The organism is Kushneria sp. AK178, assembly GCF_053903105.1.
Genome location: NZ_CP096381.1, coordinates 897,486 through 921,086, shown reverse-complemented (window position 1 = coordinate 921,086; position 23,601 = coordinate 897,486). Strand labels below are relative to the sequence as shown.

1 protein-coding gene is annotated in these 23,601 nt (G+C 63.3%); it reads right to left on the bottom strand.

Going from position 1 to position 23,601, the window contains the following annotated elements; translation table 11 throughout:
* Positions 1 to 93 precede the first annotated feature (93 nt).
* Positions 94 to 23,601, bottom strand: a complete 23,508-nt coding sequence (locus M1D97_RS04095) for an Ig-like domain-containing protein (RefSeq protein ID WP_456269476.1) — start codon at positions 23,599 to 23,601, stop codon at positions 94 to 96.

The following is a 23,601-nucleotide window of genomic DNA, read 5'->3' as shown; positions in this document are numbered from 1 at the left end:
TGAAACGCGCCGCCGCCGGCTTTTGCCCGAAATAGCGATGATTTATACGGCTATTTCCGGGTTCATGGCCGTGGCGAGCAACGCGATATTCATCTAGCCGTCGAGGTTGGTCTTGAGGTTGCCGTTGTCCAGCAGTGCCTTGATGATCTCCGTATCGGAATTGCCCAGGGTGGTGAAATCCACCCCGCTGAAGACAATCTTCTGGGTGACGCCGCCGCCGGGGCCGTCGGTCCTGATCTCGAGCGTCGAGCCGTTGCTGCCTGCGGTGCCCGGCGCGCCGCTGCTCTCCCCCTTGACGAAGTGCAGGTACTGGGAGGCCAGGCTGGCATCCTGGGCGTTGCTGCCGCTGCCGCCGATATCGAGCAGATCCGACAGATCCAGCACGTCGCCGCCGCTGCCGCGGGTAAAGTCGGCGACCCGATCGATGGCCGGATGGGTGCTGGTGCCCTGATCGCCGCGCATCCAGGCGAAGGTGTCGCTGCCCCCGCCACCGGTCAGAATGTCATTGCCACTGCCGCCCGCCAGCAGATCACGGCCAAGTCCACCGTCCAGAAGATCATTGCCGGCACCGCCGTAGAGCCGATCGTTGCCGGCCCCGCCGCGTAGCGTGTCGTCGCCACCATAGCCGAACAGAAGGTCGTTGCCGTCACCGCCGGTGAGGATGTCACTGCCGGACGTACCCAGCGCCAGATCGGCCCCGGACGTACCGCCGACATTGCTGCCGGAGACCACGTTGACCGGCGTGCCGCTGCCCAGTCCCAGCAGCGTGTTGGTGCTGAGCGTGACGGTATGGCTGTCGCTGTGCTGACCGCTGCCATCGACCGTGGAAAATGTGAAAGCGTCGGACTCTGGACCTGCATCACTCCAGAACCAGCCATGCTGATCATTCGGGTTGTAGGTCAGCGTAGAGGGATCAAACACCCGGCCGGAGAGCACGTCGTTTTCCGTCACCGCCGTGGTGCCGGAATAGAGCACGCCGTTGACCGGAATCGAGGTGATCACCACGCCCAGATTCGAACCGCTTTCCGCATCGTGGAAACGGCCCAGCCGCGGGAAGTCGATATAGACCACGTCATTGGTGATGCTGGTGGTGGTGAGCATGACCGTGAAGTCCGACGCCGTCGGCGCGCTGTCATGCGTACTGCCGGTGACATGGACGGCCAGCGTAGAGGTTGCCGTGCCGCCCTTGCCATCACTGACGGTGTAGCTGAAGGTGTCCTCGGCGGTCTTGCCGCCGGCAAGCGCGCGGCTGGTGGGTCGGTCGGCATCGAGTCGGTAGGTGTAGCTGCCGTCGGCGGCGAGCGTCAGCGTACCGTAGACCCCATGGATGATCACGCTGCCACTGGCCGCCACTGCGGCCGTATTGCCGGCCACGCTGTTGCTGACACCGGTCACCGCCAGACTGTCGCCGGCATCCACATCGCTGTCGTTGGCCAGCACGTTGCCCGTGGCCGTTGGTACGCCTTCGGTAGCCTCGCCCACATTCCCGGCCGCACCGTACAGGATACCGCTGCCCTGCGCCGTCAACGTGATCGGCGTTCCCAGCGAGCGGGTATCCACATCCATGGGCGTGGCCCTGTTATCCGTGGTGATGATCAGCAGGTTGCCGCTGGCATCCTCACCCAGCCCGTAGACCTGCGCCGGCATGGCCGCTACCAGGGATATCGAGCCACCCGTGTTAATCGTACCGTCACCATGGATGGGCAGTTCATAAACCCGACCATTCTGATCCGACATGTAAAGATGCCCACCGACATACTGCAGGTCACCGCCCGCCGCAAAGGGAGCTTCCACCACCCTCGTCACCTTCAGCGTCAGCGGGTTGATCTGGTAGATACTCTGGTGGGTATAGCTCATGGCCAGCAGCTGCCCGCCGGGCATCAGGGTGAGCGCCGCCAGCCCCAGCGTACCGGCCAGATTGCCCAGCGAGGTCGCCACGCCGGTGGTGGCGTTGATGCTGTAGAGCGCGGTGCCGTTGTTGGCACCCGAGTAGCTGACCCCGTAGAGCCGGCCCGGAGTATTGCTGGTCGCAATATCGCCGAACGTTGGCACACTACCGCCCAGGGGCGTCTTCATGGTCACGCTGGTCTGCGTGCCGGTAGTCAGATTCCAGGCCGCCAGTACCCCGGTATGGGTCGAGAGATAGACCACATTCTGCTCACCCTGACCACTCACCGAGACGTGATCGGTCACAGCGACCGGAGCATCGTTGACGCCATTGACCGTGACGCGAATGGCCCGGGTCGAGCCATCGGCAGCCGTCACGGTGAAGGTATCGATTTTCGTCTGCCCCTCGCCCAGCGACTGGGTGACCGAATTGGCCACGTTGTAGGTCCACTGCCCCTGAGCATTGATGGTGAGACTGCCCAGGTTGTCCTGCGCCGGCGTCACACTGGCCGGGTCAATGGCGATCTGCTGATTTTGGTCATCGACCAGCAGCAGCGTATTAGTCGTGGTCAGGGTATCGGGCGCCTGATCTTCCGTGACGCTGCCGCGCTCCGGACCAGCGGCAAACACGGCCACGTTCTGCGTCACCGAGCTGGACGCCTGGCCGCCATGGATACCGGTGGCCGTGGCCGTGAACACCATCGGAATCACGCCCACGAAACCGGCCGGCGGCAACAGCTTCAGATCAGGCAGCGACCAGCCATCAAGCAACACCGACTGATCCTTTGAAGTGATCATTACACTGTGGCCGGCGCCATCGCTGAGTACGCTGCCCACCGGCAGATTGCCGGCCGAAATGGACAGCGTTTCGCTGCCGATCGTATCGGTCAGCGCCGCTGTCGGCGTGCCCAGCTCGATGCGGGTGCCGCTCATGCCCTGGTTTTCATGTACCGGGTAGTAGCTGATACCGGCATTGACCGTCAGCGGCGAAAACGACAGCTGTGCGCCGATCAGCGTATCCGGACTGCCATACAGGCCAAAATTCAGCGATGACAGTGGCAGCACCGAGCCGCCATCGACGCTCAGCCCGATCGAGAAGGTCCGGGCGCTGGTCGAGGTGTTGGCCGCGTACAGCGCCACGGGGTAGTAGCCGCTGGCCGTGGGCGTAAAGGCGACCGAGTTGTAGGTGCCTCCCAGCGACGTACCGGCCAGCAGCGCCTGCCCCCCGACCGATAGCAGCGCCGCCCCGTGGGCAGTGCCGCTAAAGGTGTAGGTATGGCCGGCTTCCAGGTAGATCATGCCCTGACTGGCGTAGGCGTTACCTGTCGCAATGGAGGTATTGAGCCCGGTCGATGCGGTGGTTGAGGTGGTCGGGGTCAGAGCGCTCAATAGATCCAGCTCACCGACGCCGATGCTGACCGATGATGCCGTCGAATCGACACCGGTCAGTGTCTCGCCCGTACTGGTTACCAGGCCACCCAGCAGGGTTTCACTGCCGCCCAGCAGGGTTCCGGCATCGGTCAGAAGCGTGCCCACACCGCCAACGGCCCCACCCAGAGCGGTAACGATATCGCTCAGCACACCGGTCAGCGTGGAGGCAGCGCCGTGATAAACATCCGCGATCAGACCCAGCGAGCCACCCGGAATCCCGCCACTGCCAATGCTCTGATCGACGACCTGAATGGTCGGCGCATCCACGTTACCGGTCACGGTCAACGTCAGGGTGGTATCCGCCGTACTGCCCTGCCCGTCGCTGACGGTATAGGTGATGGAGGTGGTCTGCTGGCTGCCTTCCGCCAGTTTCTGGAAGTCCTGCCCCGGGTTGAAGGTGTAGCTGCCGTCGGCATTGAGGATAAAGCTGCCACCGTTACTGCCAGTGATGGCCTGACCCACGCCGGCAGCGGAGCCGTTGACGGCGCTGACACTCAGATGCGCGGTCGCATCCGGGTCACGGTCGTTGCTCAAAACGCCGTGCGCCGCCTCGACGACCAGCGAGTGGTCTTCATCGATGAGGCCGGTATCGGCCACGGCATCGACCGGGCTGTTTTTACCGACCACGGTGACCGTGACGGTGTGTGTGGTGCCATCCAGCGTGGCAACGGTGAAGGTTTCCACTTTTGTCTCGCCGGCGCCCAGATAGGCAATGACGCCGTTGGGCACGCTGTAGACCCACTGTCCGTCTGACTCGAGCGTCAGGTGCCCAAGCGTGCCGGCAGGCGATGTTACGCTTTCGGGATTGAACAACGCCTCGCCAGCATCGGCATCGCGAACGGTCAGCGTACCGCGGGTGACCAGCATCGGATCCGCACTCTCATCGCCGGCGCCCGGCAGGCTGACCAGGGCGCCTCCGGCCTCACCGGTCAGATTGACCACAATGGTGTGTGCATTGCCGAGCAGATCGGTCACGGTGAAGGTTTCGGGCTTGACCACCCCGATGCCCAGCGACAGCGTGGCGCTGTGATCCACGTGATAGGTCCACTTGCCGGTAGCATCAATACTCAGACTACCCAGATTACCGCTGTCGGCCTCCAGACTCGCTGGATCCAGAGACACCAGGAGTCCGGCATTGAGCTGACCACCCTGCGACAGCAGCCCATCGACGATGGGCAGACCGACCGTCGTGCCGCTGGCCGTTCCAACCAGGTTGACCGTCACTTCATGCGACTGACCGCTGGTATCCGTGACGTTGAAGGTTTCCACCTTGACCTGGCCTTCAGCCAGCGTCGGCAGCAGGCCGTTATCGATGCGATAACCGATGTTGCCCGACACGTCGATCGACAGATGTCCCAGCGTGCCCAGCGCCGGCAGGATGGATGTGGACAGCAGCGAGACACTGCCCAGCACGCCACCCAACAGGCCACCAATGGAGGCCACGCTGCTGGACAGCGTCGAGGTATCGCCTGTGGGCACGACTTCCGTGACCACGCCGGTGTCCTGTCCCCCGATCACGGCCGGGTTATTGACCCCGTTGATCGTGACGGTGACGGTCTGCGCGGTGCCGTCCACGGTATAAACCGTAAAGACTTCCTCCCGGGTCTCGCCCGCCTTCAGATAGCGCACCTGATCGTTATCGACCTGATAGTGCCACTGCCCGTCGGGCGTCATGGTCAGCATTCCCAGGGTTCCCGGCGCGGCCTCGGTGCTCTCCGGCACAAAAGCGCTTTCCCCGGTATCAATATCGGTGGCGTGCAGCACGCCCGAGGTTGTCAGCACCAGAGATGCGGTCGAGCCGTTATCACCACCGCTTTCGCCCCCGACCATATCGCCGGGGCCGGCCAGCACCGGCACGCCGCCGGTACCGACAAGGTTGATTGTGACGCTGTGCGTGTTGCCGGCGGCATCCACGTAGTCAAAGACCTCGGCGCGGATGTCGCCCTTCGCCAGCACCGGTGCACTGTCACTGAGCAGGCTATACACGAAACGCCCATCAACACCGATCGTCAGCGTGCCCAGCGCGCCGAGCGCCGGAATGGCCGCACCGGGATTGACCGTCACGCCCGCTTCGAGTGACAGCTCGCCGGAGAGATCCAGTGTATCGCCCACCAGCCCATCGATGATGGGCTGACCAATCACAGCCCCCTGAGCCGTACCGACCAGAGTGACGCTGACCGAATGGGTATTGCCCAGGGTATCGGTGAACTGGAATAGATCGACCCTGACCTGCCCTTCGGCCAGCGTCCCCAGAATTGAGCGATCCACCTGATAGCTGAAACTGCCATCGGTATTGATTTTCAAAAGCCCCAGCGTGCCGACGCCCGGGATGACCGTATCGGGCAGAATGCTCAGATTCAGAAGTCCCGACAGCGTATCGACCAGTGAGCCGGCCATCGTATACAGCTCATGCTGGCCAGTCTGCTCGCTCTCCTCCTCCCGAGTGATGGCCGCTTCCGTCACGCCGCCGGTCGCCGTACCGGTAATCACCGGCAGATCGTTGGTACCGGTCACGGTGACGGTCAGGCTGGTGGTGCTGGCATTGCCCTGCGCATCGCTGACCGTGTAGCGGATCTGCGTAGAGGCCGTCTGCCCCGCCGGCAGGTGGTCAAAGGCATTGCCTGGCTGGAACCGGTAACTGCCATCGGGAGCCAGCGTAAACTGGCCGCCATTGGAGCCCGCCATCGGCTGCCCGACGCCACCGGCATCGCCGTTGATGGCCACCACCCGAAGCGTCGCAGCGTCGCTGTCCGGATCCGTGTCGTTGGCGAGTACACCATTGGCCGCATCCACGCTCAGAATGACGTTCTGCTCGGTGCTGCCGGTATCGGCCTGCGCTTCGGGCGACCGAACATCGGTTTGATAATCGCGACTCGTTTCGGCACTGCCGACGTTGCCGGCCGCATCGGTATGACTGACCAGGGCCGAGACACTGTTGGCACCAGCGGCAGCCAGCACTGCACCCGGTACCGCAACGCTGAAGGTGCCGTTCTGACCGACCACCGTTGCGTAGTTCTGCCCACCGATCGAAACGGTAACCGTATCGCCGGGTGCGGCGTCACCCCCGGCACTTCCGGTGATGGCGACGTCCTGCCCGGCTTCGGCAGAGTTGATCACGTCATCGCCGGCAATCGTATCCAGAGAGATCGTAACGACCGGTGCTTCGGTATCCACCGAGTAGCTGACCGCGGTGTTGGCCGAGCCGATATTGCCCGCCGCATCGGTGTGGCTGACATTCGCCTGCACCGAGCCGTTGGCAGCAAGCTGCGCGCCCGGCACGTTGACCGAGAAGGTGCCATCAGCGTTTACCGCGCCGGTGTACGTATGCTGACCGACCGTCAAAGTGACAGTGTCACCACCCGCGAACTCGCCGCTGACCGAGCCGGTCACCGAAAGGGCTTGGTTCGCCTCGTCGGCATTGACGATATTGTCACCGGCGAGGGTGTCGAGCGCGATCGAGAGTTCGGGCGGTGTGGTATCGACGGTGTAACCGCGGCTGGTTTCGGCGCTGCCGGTATTGCCCGCGGCGTCGGTATGACTCACTGCAGCCGAGACACTGTTGGCGCCAGCAGTAGCCAGCACCGCCCCCGGCACCGCAACGCTGAAGGCGCCGCTCTGGCCGACCACCGTGAAATAGTTCTGGCCACCGATCGAAACGGTGACCGTATCGCCGGGTACGGCATCGCCGCCGGCCTGACCTGCGATGGCAACATCCTGCTCGGCTTCGGCAGCGTTGATGACGTCATCGCCGGCGATTGTATCGAGGCTGATCGTGACGACCGGTACTTCGGTATCAACACTGTAGCTGGCTGCCGTGTTCGCCGAGCCAACATTGCCCGCGGCATCGGTGTGGCTGATATTCGCCTGCACCGAGCCGTTGGCAGCAAGCTGCGCGCCCGGCACGTTGACCGAGAACGTACCATCGGTATTCACCGCGCCGGTGTACGTCTGCTGCCCCACCGTCAGGGTGACTATATCGCCGGTTGCAAACTCGCCGCTGACCGAGCCAGTGACCGGAATGGCCTGGTTCGACTCGTCGGCGTTAACGATGTTGTCACCGGCAATGGTGTCAAGCTGAATGGCCAGCTCGGGTGGTGTGGTATCCACCGCATAGTCGCGGCTGGTTTCGGCACTGCCGACGTTGCCGGCCACATCCGTGTGACTGACCGAGGCCGAGACGCTATTAACACCAGCGGCAGCCAGCACTGCACCCGGTACCGCGACGCTGAAGGTGCCATTCTGACCGACCGTAACCGTATAGCTCTGGTCGCCTACGCGCACTGTGACGGCGTCACCGGGTACGGCATCGCCGCCGGCTTGACCTGTAATGGCAACGTCCTGTCCGGCTTCGGCAGCGTTGACGACGTCATCGCCGGCGATCGTATCGAGGCTGATCGTGACGACCGGCACTTCGGTATCCACCGAGTAGCTGACCGCGGTGTTGGCCGAGCCGACGTTGCCCGCCGCATCGGTGTGGCTGACGGCGGCACTGAGCGCCGTGTTCTGTGCCAGTTGGCTGCCGGGGGCATTGATCGAGAAAGTGCCATCAGCATTTACCGCGCCGGTGTACGTCTGATCACCGACTGTCAGAGTGACAGTGTCACCAGCCGCAAACTCGCCGGATACAGAACCCGTGACCGGAATGGCCTGGTTCGCCTCCTCGGCGTTGACGATGTTGTCACCGGCGAGGATGTCGAGCGCGATCGAGAGTTCGGGCGGTGTGGTATCGATCGCATAGGCGCGGCTGGTTTCGGCGCTGCCGACATTGCCGGCGGCATCCGTATGTGAAACCGCGGCGCTGACTGCACCAGCACCCGCACTGGCGAGTAAGCTACCCGGCACGGCGACGCTGAACGCACCATTCTGACCGACCACCGTTGCGTAGTTCTGCCCACCGACCGAGACGGTAACCGTATCGCCGGGTACGGCGTCACCCCCGGCACTTCCGGTGATGGCAACATCCTGCTCGGCTTCGGCAGCGTTGATCACGTCATCGCCGGCGATGGTATCGAGGCTGATCGTAACGACCGGTACTTCGGTATCAACGGCGTAACTGGCTGCCGTGTTCGCCGAGCCGATATTGCCGGCGGCATCGGTGTGTGAAACAGCAGCGCTGACCGACCCGGCGCCAGCAGTAGCCAATACCGAACCCGGCACTGCCACGCTGAACGCACCGTTCTGACCGACTACCGTTGCGTAGTTTTGGCCACCGATCGAAACGGTGACGGTGTCACCGGGTACGGCATCGCCGCCGGCCTGACCTGTAATGGCGATATCCTGCTCGGCTTCGGCGGCGTTGATGACGTCATCGCCGGCAATGGTATCCAGCGAGATCGTGACGAGGGGTGCGTCCGTATCGACGCTGTAACTGGCCGCCGTGTTCGCCGAGCCGACGTTGCCCGCCGCATCGGTGTGGCTAACGTCAGCACGGATAGCATCATTCGAGGCCAGCTGGCTGCCGGGCACGTTGATCGAGAAGGTGCCATCAGCGTTTACTGCGCCGGTGTACGTCTGCTGCCCCACCGTCAGGGTGACGATATCGCCAGTCGTAAACTCGCCGGATACAGACCCCGTAACCGGGATGGCCTTATTCGACTCGTCGGCGTTGACGATGTTGTCACCGGCGAGGGTGTCGAGCGTGATCGAGAGTTCGGGCGGTGTGGTATCCACCGCATAGACACGGCTGGTTTCGGCGCGTCCGACATTGCCCGCCGCGTCGGTGTGGCTGACAGCAGCACTAAGCGCCGTGTTCTGTGCCAGTTGGCTGCCGGGGACATTGATCGAGAAGGTGCCGTCGGCGTTCACCGCGCCGGTGTACGTCTGCTGACCGACCGTCAGGGTAACGATATCGCCAGCCACAAACTCGCCGGATACAGACCCCGTGACCGGAATGGTCTGATTCGATTCGTCGGCGTTGACGATGTTGTCACCGGCGAGGGTGTCGAGCGCGATCGAGAGTTCGGGCAGCGTGGTATCGACGGTGTAACCGCGGCTGGTCTCGGCGCTGCCGGTATTGCCGGCAGCGTCGGTATGTGAAACAGCGGCGCTGACCGACCCGGCGCCAGCAGCAGCCAGCACTGCCCCCGGTACCGCAACGCTGAATGCGCCGTTTTGACCAGCGGTAGTCGTATAGCTCTGGTCGCCTACGCGGACTGTGACGGCGTCACCGGGTACGGCGTCGCCGCCGACAAGGCCGGTGATGGCGACGTTCTGCCCGGCTTCGGCAGCGTTAATGACGTCATCGCCGGCAATCGTATCCAGCGAAATCGTAACGATGGGGGCGTCCGTATCGACGCCGTAACTGGCTGCCGTGTTCGCCGAGCCAACATTACCGGCCGCGTCGGTGTGACTGACCTCGGCACGGATGGCATCGTTTTGCGCCAGCTGACTGCCGGGCAAGTTGATCGAGAAGGTGCCGTCGGCGTTCACCGCGCCGGTGTAGGTCTGATCGCCGACCGACAGGGTGACGATGTCACCGGTCGCAAATTCACCGGATACAGACCCCGTAACCGGGATGGCCTGATTCGACTCGTCGGCGTTGACGATGTTGTCACCGGCGAGGGTGTCGAGCGCGATCGAGAGTTCGGGCGGTGTGGTATCCACCGCATAGTTACGCGAGGTCTCGGCACTGCCGATATTGCCCGCGGCATCCGTATGCGAAACGGCGGCGCTGACCGACCCGGCGCCAGCGGTTGCCAATACCGAACCCGGCATCGCGATGCTGAACGCGCCGTTCTGGCCCACGGTGGTGGTGTAGTTTTGCCCACCCACCGAGACGGTGACGGTGTCACCGGCCACCGCGTCACCGCCGGCCTGACCTGCGATGGCAACATCCTGCTCGGCTTCGGCAGCGTTGATCACGTCATCGCTTGCGATGGTGTCCAGCGAAATCGTGACGATGGGGGCGTCCGTATCGACGCCGTAACTGGCTGCAGTGTTGGCACTGCTGACATTGCCGGCGGCATCGGTATGGCTGACAGCAGCACTGAGCGCCGTGTTCTGTGCCAGCTGCGCGCCCGGCACGTTGATCGAGAAGGTGCCGTCGGCGTTCACCGCGCCGGTGTACGTCTGCTGACCGACCGTCAGGGTGACAGTGTCACCAGCCGCGAACTCGCCGCTGACCAAGCCGGTCACCGAAAGGATCTGGTTCGCCTCATCGGCATTGACGATATTGTCGCCGGCGATGGTATCCAGCGTGATTGAGAGTTCGGGCGGCGTGGTATCGACGGTGTAACCGCGGCTGGTCTCGGCGCTGCCGACATTGCCGGCAGCGTCGGTATGACTCACTGCAGCCGAGACACTGTTGGCGCCAGCAGCAGCCAGTACCGAGCCCGGCACGGCGACGCTGAAGGTGCCATTCTGGCCGACCGTAGCCGTATAGCTCTGGTCGCCTACGCGCACTGTGACGGCGTCACCGGGTACGGCATCACCGCCGGCCTGACCTGTAATGGCGATATCCTGCTCGGCTTCGGCGGCGTTGATGACGTCATCGCCGGCAATGGTATCCAGCGAGATCGTGACGAGGGGTGCGTCCGTATCGACGCCATAGCTGGCTGCAGTGTTGGTAGACCCAACATTGCCCGCCGCATCGGTATGGCTGACGGCGGCACTGAGCGACGTATTCTGCGCCAACTGCGAGCCCGGCACGTTAATCGAGAAGGTACCGTCAGCATTCACCGCACCGGTGTACGTCTGCTGACCGACCGACAGGGTGACGATATCGCCCGCAGCAAACTCGCCAGACACAGAACCCGTGACCGGCAGGGTCTGGTTCGACTCGTCAGCATTGACGATGTTGTCGCCGGTGATGGTGTCCAGCGCAATCGAGAGTTCGGGCGGTGTGATGTCCACCGCGTAGTTACGCGAGGTCTCGGCACTGCCGACGTTGCCGGCCGCATCCGTATGCGAAACGGCGGCGCTGACTGCATCAGCACCTGCACTGGCAAATACGCTGCCCGGCACTGCCACGCTGAACGCACCGTTCTGACCGACCACCGTTGCGTAGTTCTGCCCACCGACCGAGACGGTGACCGTATCGCCGGGTAAAGCGTCACCCCCGGCACTTCCGGTAATGGCGATATCCTGCTCGGCTTCGGCAGCGTTGATCACGTCATCGCTTGCGATGGTGTCCAGCGAGATCGTGACGATGGGGGCATCGGTATCGACGCCGTAACTGGCTGCAGTGTTGGCGCGGCCGACATTGCCCGCTGCGTCGGTGTGACTGACCTCGGCACGGATGGCATCGTTTTGCGCCAGCTGACTACCAGGGACGTTGATACTGAAGGTGCCATCGGCACCGACCGCGCCGGTGTACGTCTGCTGCCCCACCGACAGGGTGACGATATCGCCGGCCGTAAACTCGCCAGACACAGAACCCGTGACCGGGAGGGTCTGGTACGTCTCGTCGGCATTGACGATGTTGTCGCCGGTGATGGTGTCCAGCGCAATCGAGAGTTCGGGCGGTGTGGTGTCCACCGCGTAGTTACGCAAGGTCTCGGCACTGCCGACGTTGCCGGCCGCATCAGTATGCGAAACGGCGGCACTGACGGTACTGGTGCCTGCAGCAGCCAACACCGAGCCGGATACCGCGACACTGAACGCGCCGTTCTGACCGACAGTTGCGGTGTAGCTCTGACCACCGACCGAGACAGTGACAGTGTCACCGGCCACGGCATCTCCACCGGCCTGACCGGTGATGGCGACGTTCTGCCCGGCTTCCGCGGCGTTGATCACGTCATCACCCGCGATGGTGTCCAGCGAAATCGTGACGATGGGGGCGTCCGTATCGACGCCGTAACTGGCCGCGGTATTGGCCGAGCCGATATTGCCCGCAGCGTCGGTATGGCTGACAGCAGCACTGAGCGCCGTGTTCTGTGCCAGCTGCGCGCCCGGCACGTTGATCGAGAAGGTGCCATCAGCGTTTACCGCGCCGGTGTAGGTCTGATCACCGACCGTCAGCGTGACGATGTCCCCGGTCGCAAACTCGCCGCTGACCGAGCCAGTGACCGGAATGGCCTGGTTCGTCTCGTCGGCATTGACGATGTTGTCACCGGCGATGGTGTCCAGCGCAATCAAGAGTTCGGGCGGCGTGGTATCGATGGTGTAACCGCGGCTGGTTTCGGCGCTGCCAACGTTACCCGCGGCATCCGTATGCGAAACCGCGGCGCTGACTGCACCAGTACCTGTGCTGGCGAGCACACTGCCCGGCACGGCGACGCTGAACGCGCCGTTCTGACCCACGGTGGTGATGTAGTTTTGCCCACCCACCGAGACGGTGACGGTGTCACCGGCCACCGCGTCACCACCGGCACTTCCGGTGATGGCGACGTCCTGCCCGGCTTCGGCAGCGTTGATCACGTCATCGCCGGCAATGGTATCGAGCGAAATCGTGACGAGGGGTGCGTCCGTATCGACGCCATAGCTGGCTGCAGTGTTGGCGCGGCCGACATTGCCGGCGGCATCGGTATGGCTGACAGCAGCACTGAGCGACGTGTTTTGTGCCAGCTGCGAGCCCGGCACGTTAATCGAGAAAGTACCGTCAGCGTTCACCGCGCCGGTGAATGGCTGATCACCGACCGTCAAAGTGACAGTGTCACCACCCGCGAACTCGCCGCTGACCGAGCCGGTCACCGGGAGGGTCTGGTTCGCCTCCTCGGCGTTGACGATGTTGTCACCGGCGAGGGTGTCGAGCGCGATCGAGAGTTCGGGCGGTGTGGTGTCCACCGCGTAGTCGCGGCTGGTTTCGGCGCTGCCGACATTGCCGGCGGCGTCCGTATGACTGACCGAGGCCGAGACGCTATTAACACCAGCGGCAGCCAGCACTGCCCCCGGTACCGCGACGCTGAACGCACCATTCTGACCGACTACCGTTGCGTAGTTCTGCCCACTCACCGAGACGGTAACGGTATCACCGGCCACCGCGTCACCGCCGGCCTGACCGGTGATGGCAACATCCTGCTCGACTTCGACAGCGTTGACGACGTCATCGCCGGCAATGGTATCCAGCGAGATCGTGACGAGGGGGGCGTCCGTATCGACGCCATAGCTGGCTGCCGTGTTCGCCGAGCCAACATTGCCGGCGGCATCGGTGTGGCTGATATTCGCCTGCACCGAGCCGTTGGCAGCAAGCTGCGCGCCCGGCACATTGATCGAGAAGGTGCCGTCGGCGTTTACTGCGCCGGTGAATGCCTGATCACCGACCGTCAAAGTGACAGTGTCACCAGCCGCAAACTCGCCGCTGACCGAACCGGTCACCGGGAGGCTCTGGTTCGACTCATCGGTATTGACGATGTTGTCACCGGCGAGGGTGTCCAGTGTGATCGAGAGCTCGGGCGACGTGGTATCGACGGTGTAACCGCGGCTGGTTTCGGCGCTGCCAACGTTACCCGCGGCATCCGTATGCGAAACCGCGGCGCTGACTGCACCAGTACCTGTGCTGGCGAGCACACTGCCCGGCACGGCGACGCTGAACGCGCCGTTCTGACCCACGGTGGTGATGTAGTTTTGCCCACCCACCGAGACGGTGACGGTGTCACCGGCCACCGCGTCACCACCGGCACTTCCGGTGATGGCGACGTCCTGCCCGGCTTCGGCAGCGTTGATCACGTCATCGCCGGCAATCGTATCCAGCGATATCGTAACGATGGGGGCATCGGTATCGACGCCATAGCTGGCTGCAGTGTTGGCACTGCCGACGTTGCCCGCCGCATCGGTGTGGCTAACGTCAGCACGGATAGCATCGTTCGAGGCCAGCTGGCTGCCGGGCACGTTGATCGAGAAGGTGCCATCAGCGTTTACCGCGCCGGGGTAGGTCTGATCACCGACTGTCAGAGTGACAGTGTCACCAGCCGCAAACGCGCCGGATACAGACCCCGTGACCGGCAGAGTCTGGTTCGATTCGTCGGCATTGACGATGTTGTCGCCGGTGATGGTGTCCAGCGCAATCGAGAGTTCGGGCGGTGTGGTATCGACGGTGTAACCGCGGCTGGTTTCGGCGCTGCCAACGTTGCCGGCGGCATCGGTGTGACTGACCTCGGCACGGATGGCATCGTTTTGCGCCAGCTGACTACCAGGGACGTTGATACTGAAGGTGCCATCGGCACCGGCCGCGCCGGTGTACGTCTGCTGCCCCACCGTCAGGGTGACTATATCGCCGGCCGTAAACTCGCCAGACACAGAACCCGTGACCGGGAGGGTCTGGTTCGTCTCGTCGGCATTGACGATGTTGTCGCCGGTGATGGTGTCCAGCGCAATCGAGAGTTCGGGCGGCGTGGTATCGACCGTATAGGCTCGGCTGGTTTCGGCGCTGCCAACGTTACCCGCGGCATCCGTATGCGAAACGGCGGCGCTGAGCGAACCGGCGCCAGCGGTTGCCAGTACCGAACCCGGCACGGCAACGCTGAACGCACCATTCTGACCGACCACCGTTGCGTAGTTCTGCCCACCGACCGAGACGGTAACCGTATCGCCGGGTACGGCGTCACCCCCGGCACTTCCGGTGATGGCGACGTTCTGCCCGGCTTCGGCAGCGTTGATGACGTCATCGCCGGCAATCGTATCCAGCGAGATCGTAACGATGGGGGCATCGGTATCGACGCCGTAACTGGCTGCAGTGTTGGCGCGGCCGACATTGCCCGCTGCGTCGGTGTGACTGACCTCGGCACGGATGGCATCGTTTTGCGCCAGCTGACTACCAGGGACGTTGATACTGAAGGTGCCATCGGCACCGACCGCGCCGGTGTACGTCTGCTGCTCCACCGACAGGGTGACGATATCGCCGGCCGTAAACTCGCCAGACACATAACCCGTGACCGGGAGGGTCTGGTTCGTCTCGTCGGCATTGACGATGTTGTCGCCGGTGATGGTGTCCAGCGCAATCGAGAGTTCGGGCGGTGTGGTGTCCACCGCGTAGTTACGCAAGGTCTCGGCACTGCCGACGTTGCCGGCCGCATCAGTATGCGAAACGGCGGCACTGACGGTACTGGTGCCTGCAGCAGCCAACACCGAGCCGGATACCGCGACACTGAACGCGCCGTTCTGACCGACAGTTGCGGTGTAGCTCTGACCACCGACCGAGACAGTGACAGTGTCACCGGCCACGGCATCTCCACCGGCCTGACCGGTGATGGCGACGTTCTGCCCGGCTTCCGCGGCGTTGATTACGTCATCACCCGCGATGGTGTCCAACAAGATCGTGACGATTGGAGCATCGGTATCGACGCCGTAACTGGCCGCGGTATTGGCCGAGCCGATATTGCCCGCAGCGTCGGTGTGACTGATGACTGCCTGCATGGCGTCATTGGCAGCAAGCTGCGAGCCCGGCACATTGATCGAGAAGGTGCCGTCAGCGTTTACTGCGCCGGTGAATGCCTGATCACCGACCGTCAAAGTGACAGTGTCACCAGCCGCAAACTCGCCGCTGACCGAGCCAGTGACCGGAATGGCCTGGTTCGACTCGTCGGCATTAACGATGTTGTCACCGGCAATGGTGTCAAGCTGAATGGCCAGTGCCGGCTGGGTAGTATCTACCGCATAGGCACGGCTGGTTTCGGCGCTGCCGGTATTGCCGGCGGCGTCGGTATGACTCACTGCAGCCGAGACACTGTTAGTGCCAGCAGCAGCCAGTACCGAGCCCGGCACTGCGACGCTGAATGCGCCGTTCTGGCCGACCGTAGCCGTATAGCTCTGGTCGCCTACGCGCACTGTGACGGCGTCACCGGGTACGGCGTCGCCGCCGACAAGGCCGGTGATGGCGATATCCTGCTCGGCTTCGGCAGCGTTAATGACGTCATCACCGGCGATCGTATCGAGGCTGATCGTAACGACCGGCACTTCGGTATCCACCGAGTAGCTCACCACGGTGTTGGCCGAGCCGATATTGCCGGCGGCATCGGTATGGCTGACAGCAGCACTGAGCGCCGTGTTCTGTGCCAGCTGCGAGCCCGGCACGTTGATCGAGAAGGTGCCATCGGTATTCACCGCGCCGGTGTAGGTCTGATCACCGACTGTCAGAGTGACAGTGTCACCAGCCGCAAACTCGCCGGATACAGACCCCGTGACCGGCAGAGTCTGGTTCGATTCGTCGGCATTGACGATGTTGTCACCGGCGATGGTGTCGAGCGCAATCGAGAGTTCGGGCGGTGTGGTATCCACCGCATAGTTACGCGAGGTCTCGGCACTGCCGATATTGCCCGCGGCATCCGTGTGACTGACCGAGGCCGAGACATTATTGGCGCCAGCAGTAGCCAGCACCGCCCCCGGCACCGCAACGCTGAAGGTGCCATTCTGGCCGACCGTAGCCGTATAGCTCTGGTCGCCTACGCGCACTGTGACGGCGTCACCGGGTACGGCATCGCCGCCGGCTTGACCTGTAATGGCAACGTCCTGTCCGGCTTCGGCAACGTTGACGACGTCATCGCCGGCGATCGTATCGAGGCTGATCGTGACGACCGGCACTTCGGTATCAACGGCGTAGCTCACTGCCGTGTTGGCCGAGCCGACATTGCCCGCGGCATCCGTGTGACTGACCGAGGCCGAGACATTATTGGCGCCAGCAGTAGCCAGCACCGCCCCCGGCACCGCAACGCTGAAGGTGCCATTCTGGTCGACCGTAGCCGTATAGCTCTGGTCGCCTACGCGCACTGTGACGGCATCACCGGGTACGGCATCGCCGCCGGCCTGACCGGCGATGGCAACATCCTGCTCGGCTTCGGCAGCGTTTATGACGTCATCGCCGGCGATGGTATCGAGGCTGATCGTAACGACCGGTACTTCGGTATCAACGGCGTAACTGGCTGCCGTGTTCGCCGAGCCGATATTGCCCGCGGCATCGGTATGGCTGACAGCAGCACTGAGCGCCGTGTTCTGTGCCAGTTGGCTGCCGGGAACATTGATCGAGAAGGTGCCGTCGGCGTTCACCGCGCCGGTGTACGTCTGCTGACCGACCGTCAGGGTAACGATATCGCCGGCCACAAACTCGCCTCTGACCGAGCCAGTGACCGGAATGGCCTGGTTCGACTCGTCGGCGTTGACGATGTTGTCACCGGCAATGGTGTCAAGCTGAATGGCCAGCTCGGGTGGTGTGGTATCCACCGCATAGTCGCGGCTGGTTTCGGCACTGCCGACGTTGCCCGCCGCATCGGTGTGGCTGACGGCGGCACTGAGCGCCGTGTTCTGTGCCAGTTGGCTGCCGGGGACGTTGATCGAGAAGGTACCGTCAGCATTCACCGCGCCGGTGTACGTCTGCTGACCGACCGACAGGGTGACGATATCGCCCGCAGCAAACTCGCCAGACACAGAACCCGTGACCGGCAGGGTCTGGTTCGACTCGTCAGCATTGACGATGTTGTCGCCGGTGATGGTGTCGAGCGCGATCGAGAGTTCGGGCGGTGTGATGTCCACCGCGTAGTTATGCGAGATCTCGGCATTGCCGGTATTGCCGGCGGCGTCGGTATGTGAAACGGCGGCGCTGACCGACCCGACGCCTGCACTGGCAAGCACATTGCCCGGCACTGCGACGCTGAACGCACCGTTCTGCCCCACGGTTGCGGTGTAGTTCTGACCACCGACCGAGACGGTGACCGTATCGCCGGGTGCGGCGTCACCCCCGGTACTTCCGGTGATGGCGACGTCCTGCCCGGCTTCGGCAGAGTTGATGACGTCATCGCCGGCGATCGTATCGAGGCTGATCGTGACGACCGGCACTTCGGTATCCACCGAGTAGCTGACCGCGGTGTTGGCCGAGCCGACATTGCCGGCGGCATCGGTATGGCTGACAGCAGCACTGAGCGCCGTGTTCTGTGCCAGCTGCGAGCCCGGCACGTTGATCGAGAAGGTGCCATCGGTATTCACCGCGCCGGTGTAGGTCTGATCACCGACTGTCAGAGTGACAGTGTCACCAGCCGTAAACTCGCCGGATACAGAACCCGTGACCGGGAGGGCTTGGTTCGCCTCCTCGGCATTGACGATGTTGTCACCGGCGAGGATGTCGAGCGCGATCGAGAGCTCGGGCGACGTGGTATCGACGGTGTAACCGCGGCTGGTTTCGGCGCTGCCAACGTTACCCGCGGCATCCGTATGCGAAACCGCGGCGCTGACTGCACCAGTACCTGTGCTGGCGAGCACACTGCCCGGCACTGCCACGCTGAATACACCGTTTTGGCCGACCACCGTTGCGTAGCTCTGCCCACCGACCGAGACGGTGACGGTATCACCAGCCACCGCGTCACCACCTGTCTGGCCTGTAATGGCAACATCCTGCCCGCCTTCCGCGGCGTTGATGACGTCATCGCCGGCGATCGTATCGAGGCTGATCGTGACGACCGGCACTTCGGTATCCATCGAGTAGCTGACCGCGGTGTTGGCCGAGCCGACGTTGCCCGCCGCATCGGTGTGGCTGACGGCGGCACTGAGCGCCGTGTTCTGTGCCAGTTGGCTGCCGGGGACATTGATCGAGAAGGTGCCGTCGGCGTTCACCGCGCCGGTGTAGGTCTGATCGCCGACCGACAGGGTAACGATATCGCCGGCCGTAAACTCGCCGGATACAGAACCCGTGACCGGGATAGCCTGACTCGACTCGTCGGCGTTGACGATATTGTCACCGGCAATGGTGTCGAGCTGAATAGTCAGCTCAGGTGGTTTGGTATCCACCGCATAGGCGCGGCTGGTTTCGGCGCTGCCGACGTTGCCGGCCGCGTCGGTGTGACTGACCTCGGCACGGATGGCATCGTTTTGCGCCAGCTGACTACCAGGGACGTTGATCGAGAAGGTACCGTCGGCGTTTACTGCGCCGGTGAATGGCTGATCACCGACCGTCAAAGTGACAGTGTCACCAGCCGCAAACTCGCCGCTGACCGAGCCGGTCACCGAAAGGGCCTGGTTCGCCTCCTCGGCGTTGACGATATTGTCACCGGCAATGGTGTCGAGCTGAATGGCCAGCTCGGGTGGTGTGGTATCCACCGCATAGGCGCGGCTGGTTTCGGCGCTGCCGACATTGCCGGCGGCATCCGTATGACTGACCAGGGCCGAGACACTGTTGGCACCGACAGCCGCCAGTGCCGAGCCCGGCACCGCGACGCTGAATGCGCCGTTCTGACCCACGGTGATGATGTAGCTTTGCCCACCCACCGAGACGGTGACGGTGTCACCGACCACCGCGTCACCACCGGCACTTCCGGTGATGGCGACGTCCTGCTCGGCTTCGGCGGCGTTGATGACGTCATCGCCGGCAATCGTATCCAGCGAGATCGTGACGACCGGCACTTCGGTATCTACCGAGTAGTTGACCGCGGTGTTGGCCGAGCCAACATTGCCGGCGGCATCGGTATGACTGACCTTGGCACGGATGGCATCGTTTTGCGCCAGCTGACTACCAGGGACGTTGATACTGAAGGTGCCATCGGCACCGACCGCGCCGGTGTACGTCTGCTGCCCCACCGACAGGGTGACGATATCGCCGGCCGTAAACTCGCCAGACACAGAACCCGTGACCGGGAGGGTCTGGTTCGTCTCGTCGGCATTGACGATGTTGTCGCCGGCGACGGTATCCAGCGTGATCGAGAGTTCGGGCGGCGTGGTATCGACCGTATAGGCTCGGCTGGTTTCGGCGCTGCCGACATTACCGGCTGCGTCGGTGTGCGAGACAGACGCGCTGACCGACCCGGCGCCAGCAGTAGCCAATACCGAACCCGGCACGGCGACGCTGAACGCACCATTCTGACCGACCGTAGCCGTATAGCTCTGGTCGCCTACGCGCACTGTGACGGCGTCACCGGGTACGGCATCGCCGCCGGCCTGACCTGCGATGGCAACAGCCTGCTCGGCTTCGGCAGCGTTGATCACGTCATCGCTTGCGATGGTGTCCAGCGAAATCGTGACGATGGGGGCGTCCGTATCGACGCTGTAGCTGACTGCCGTGTTGGCAGACCCAACATTGCCCGCGGCATCGGTGTGGCTGACGGCGACACTGAGCGACGTATTCTGCGCCAGTTGCGCGCCCGGCACGTTGATCGAGAAAGTGCCATCAGCATTTACCGCGCCGGTGTAGGTCTGATCACCGACTGTCAAAGTGACAGTGTCACCAGCCGCAAACTCGCCGGATACAGAACCCGTGACCGGGAGGGCCTGGTTCGTCTCGTCGGCGTTGACGATGTTGTCACCGGCAATGGTGTCGAGCTGAATAGTCAGCTCAGGTGGTGTGGTATCCAACGCATAGGCGCGGCTGGTTTCGGCACTGCCGATATTGCCGGCGGTATCGGTATGTGAAATAGCTGCACTGACCGACCCGGCGCCAGCAGCAGCCAGTACCGAACCCGGCACTGTCACGCTGAACGCACCGTTCTGCCCAACGGTGGTGGTGTAATTTTGCCCACCGACCGAGACAGTGACTGTATCGCTGGCTACCGCATCGCCGCCGGCCTTACCGCTGACGGTGACATCCTGCTCGGCTTCCACGGCGTTGATGACGTCATCACCCGCAATCGTGTCCAGCGAGATCGTGACGACCGGAATATCGGTATCAACGGCGTAGCTCGCCGCGGTATTCGCCGAACCCACGTTGCCTGCCAAATCGGTATGGCTGACGTCGGCGCGGATAGAAGAATTTTGTGCCAGCTGGCTGCCGGGCAAGTTGATCGAGAAGGTGCCGTCAGCGTTTACTGCGCCGGTGAATGCCTGATCACCGACCGTCAAAGTGACAGTGTCACCAGCCGCAAACTCGCCGCTGACCGAGCCAGTGACCGGAATGGCCTGGTTCGACTCATCGGCGTTAACGATGTTGTCACCGGCGATGGTATCCAGCGCGATCGAGAGTTCGGGCGGTGTGGTATCCACCGCATAGTCGCGGCTGGTTTCGGCGCTGCCGATATTGCCGGCGGCATCCGTATGCGAAACGGCGGCGCTGACCGACCCGGCGCCAGCAGTAGCCAATACCGAACCCGGCACGGCGACGCTGAACGCGCCGTTCTGGCCCACGGTGGTGGTGTAGTTTTGCCCACCCACCGAGACGGTGACGGTGTCACCGGCCACCGCGTCACCACCGGCACTTCCAGTGATGGCGACGTTCTGCCCGGCTTCGGCAGCGTTGATCACGTCATCGCCGGCAATCGTATCCAGCGAGATCGTAACGATGGGGGCATCGGTATCGACGCCATAGCTGGCTGCAGTGTTGGCACTGCCGACGTTGCCCGCCGCATCGGTGTGGCTAACGTCAGCACGGATAGCATCGTTCGAGGCCAGCTGGCTGCCGGGCACGTTGATCGAGAAGGTGCCATCAGCGTTTACCGCGCCGGGGTAGGTCTGATCACCGACTGTCAGAGTGACAGTGTCACCAGCCGCAAACGCGCCGGATACAGACCCCGTGACCGGCAGAGTCTGGTTCGATTCGTCGGCATTGACGATGTTGTCGCCGGTGATGGTGTCCAGCGCAATCGAGAGTTCGGGCGGTGTGGTATCGACGGTGTAACCGCGGCTGGTTTCGGCGCTGCCAACGTTGCCGGCGGCATCCGTGTGACTGACCGAGGCCGAGACATTATTGGCGCCAGCAGTAGCCAGCACCGCCCCCGGTACCGCAACGCTGAAGGTGCCATTCTGGCCGACCGTAGCCGTATAGCTCTGGTCGCCTACGCGCACTGTGACGGCGTCACTGGGTACGGCATCGCCGCCGGCCTGACCTGTAATGGCGATATCCTGCTCGGCTTCGGCGGCGTTGATGACGTCATCGCCGGCAATGGTATCCAGCGAGATCGTGACGAGGGGTGCGTCCGTATCGACGCTGTAGCTGGCTGCCGTGTTCGCCGAGCCAACATTGCCCGCCGCATCGGCATGGCTGACGGCGGCACTGAGCGCCGTGTTCTGTGCCAGTTGGCTGCCCGGCACATTGATCGAGAAGGTACCGTCGGCGTTTGCCGCACCGGTGTAAACCTGACCGCCTATCGACAGGGTGACGATATCGCCGACAGTAAACTCGCCAGACACAGAACCCGTGACCGGGAGGGTCTGGTTCGCTTCCCCGGCGTTGACGATGTTGTCGCCGGCGAGGGTGTCCAGTGTGATCGAGAGCTCGGGCGGCGTGGTATCGACCGCATAGGCGCGAGAGGTGGTGGCCGAACCGATATTGCCGGCGGTGTCGCGATGAGATACGGCTGCGGTCACTGCTTTTTCCTGTGCCAGCACCGAGCCGGGAACAGAGACCGAGAAAATGCCGTCGGCATCAGCAGCCGTGGTGTAGTTCTGCGCCCCGATCGACACCGTAACGGCATCCCCGGCTGCCGCATCGCCGCCCACCCTGCCTGTCAGGGTGACGTCTTGCCCGGACTCGCTGGCGTTGAGCACATCATCGTCGGCAATGGTGTCCAGCGAAATCGAAACGACCGGTGCCTCGAGGCGGGTGGTGTAGGCATGGGTCGTCGTGGCCGTGCTGACGCCGCCGGCATGGGCATGACTGATGGTGGCAATGACGGCATCGCTGCCGACCAGAAGATCGCCCGGCACGATGACACCGAAGGACAGGGCATCATCCACGGGGGTCATGTAAGCATAATCGCCGATGGTAACGGTGACCATATCGCCTGCCGCCGCATCACCACCGACAGTTCCCGCCAGGCTGATACTGCTGCCTGCTTCTGCAACATTGATGATGTCATCGTCAGCGATGGTATTCAGGGCAATCGTGACGATGGGTGTGGCATCGCTGTCTGTATCCAGCGTTACCGGGCTGGTGGTACCGTCATCGGTGGTCGGATCGGTGAGCGCAGTAGCGCCACCGTCATCGGTCGGTACCGTAGCGGTATCATCCGTGCTGGTACTGTCTGCAAATCCCGGGAATGTAGACACGGCAGGGGTATCGGAATCACTGAAACCGGCGCTGTAGCGATATTCGGTCTGCTGCTCTCGACCGCTGCGACTGATATCGAAGGGCTGGGCGAAGCCGCCCTCGCCGCCGGTATTGCCGCCACCTGCCTCCGGGGAGGCACCGGCAGCCGGGGCCTGCTGGATCTCTGTCGGGTCCTGTCCGGCGGCAATGGCAGCCTGTAACGCCGCGATCTCGGGGTCGACGTCCGTCGGCGACGAGGCAGTGACAAGCTCGGCAACACCTTCGGTGCCGATCAATGTGACAGTCTGGCCGGCGCCGAGACTCAGGACAGTGCCATCCGCCAGAATGACACGACCACCTTCGGCTGCCATCAATACCGCGTTTTCCGGTAACGCCATCCCCTGAACCACCGCTTTACGCGGGTCCATCAGCAGTACGATGCCATCAACCCGTGCAACCGTGTAAGTAGCCAT

Coding starts and splice junctions, on each gene's coding strand:
- M1D97_RS04095 (WP_456269476.1), bottom strand. CDS start 23,601: ATGGCTACTTACACGGTTGCACGGGTTGATGGCATCGTACTGCTGATG.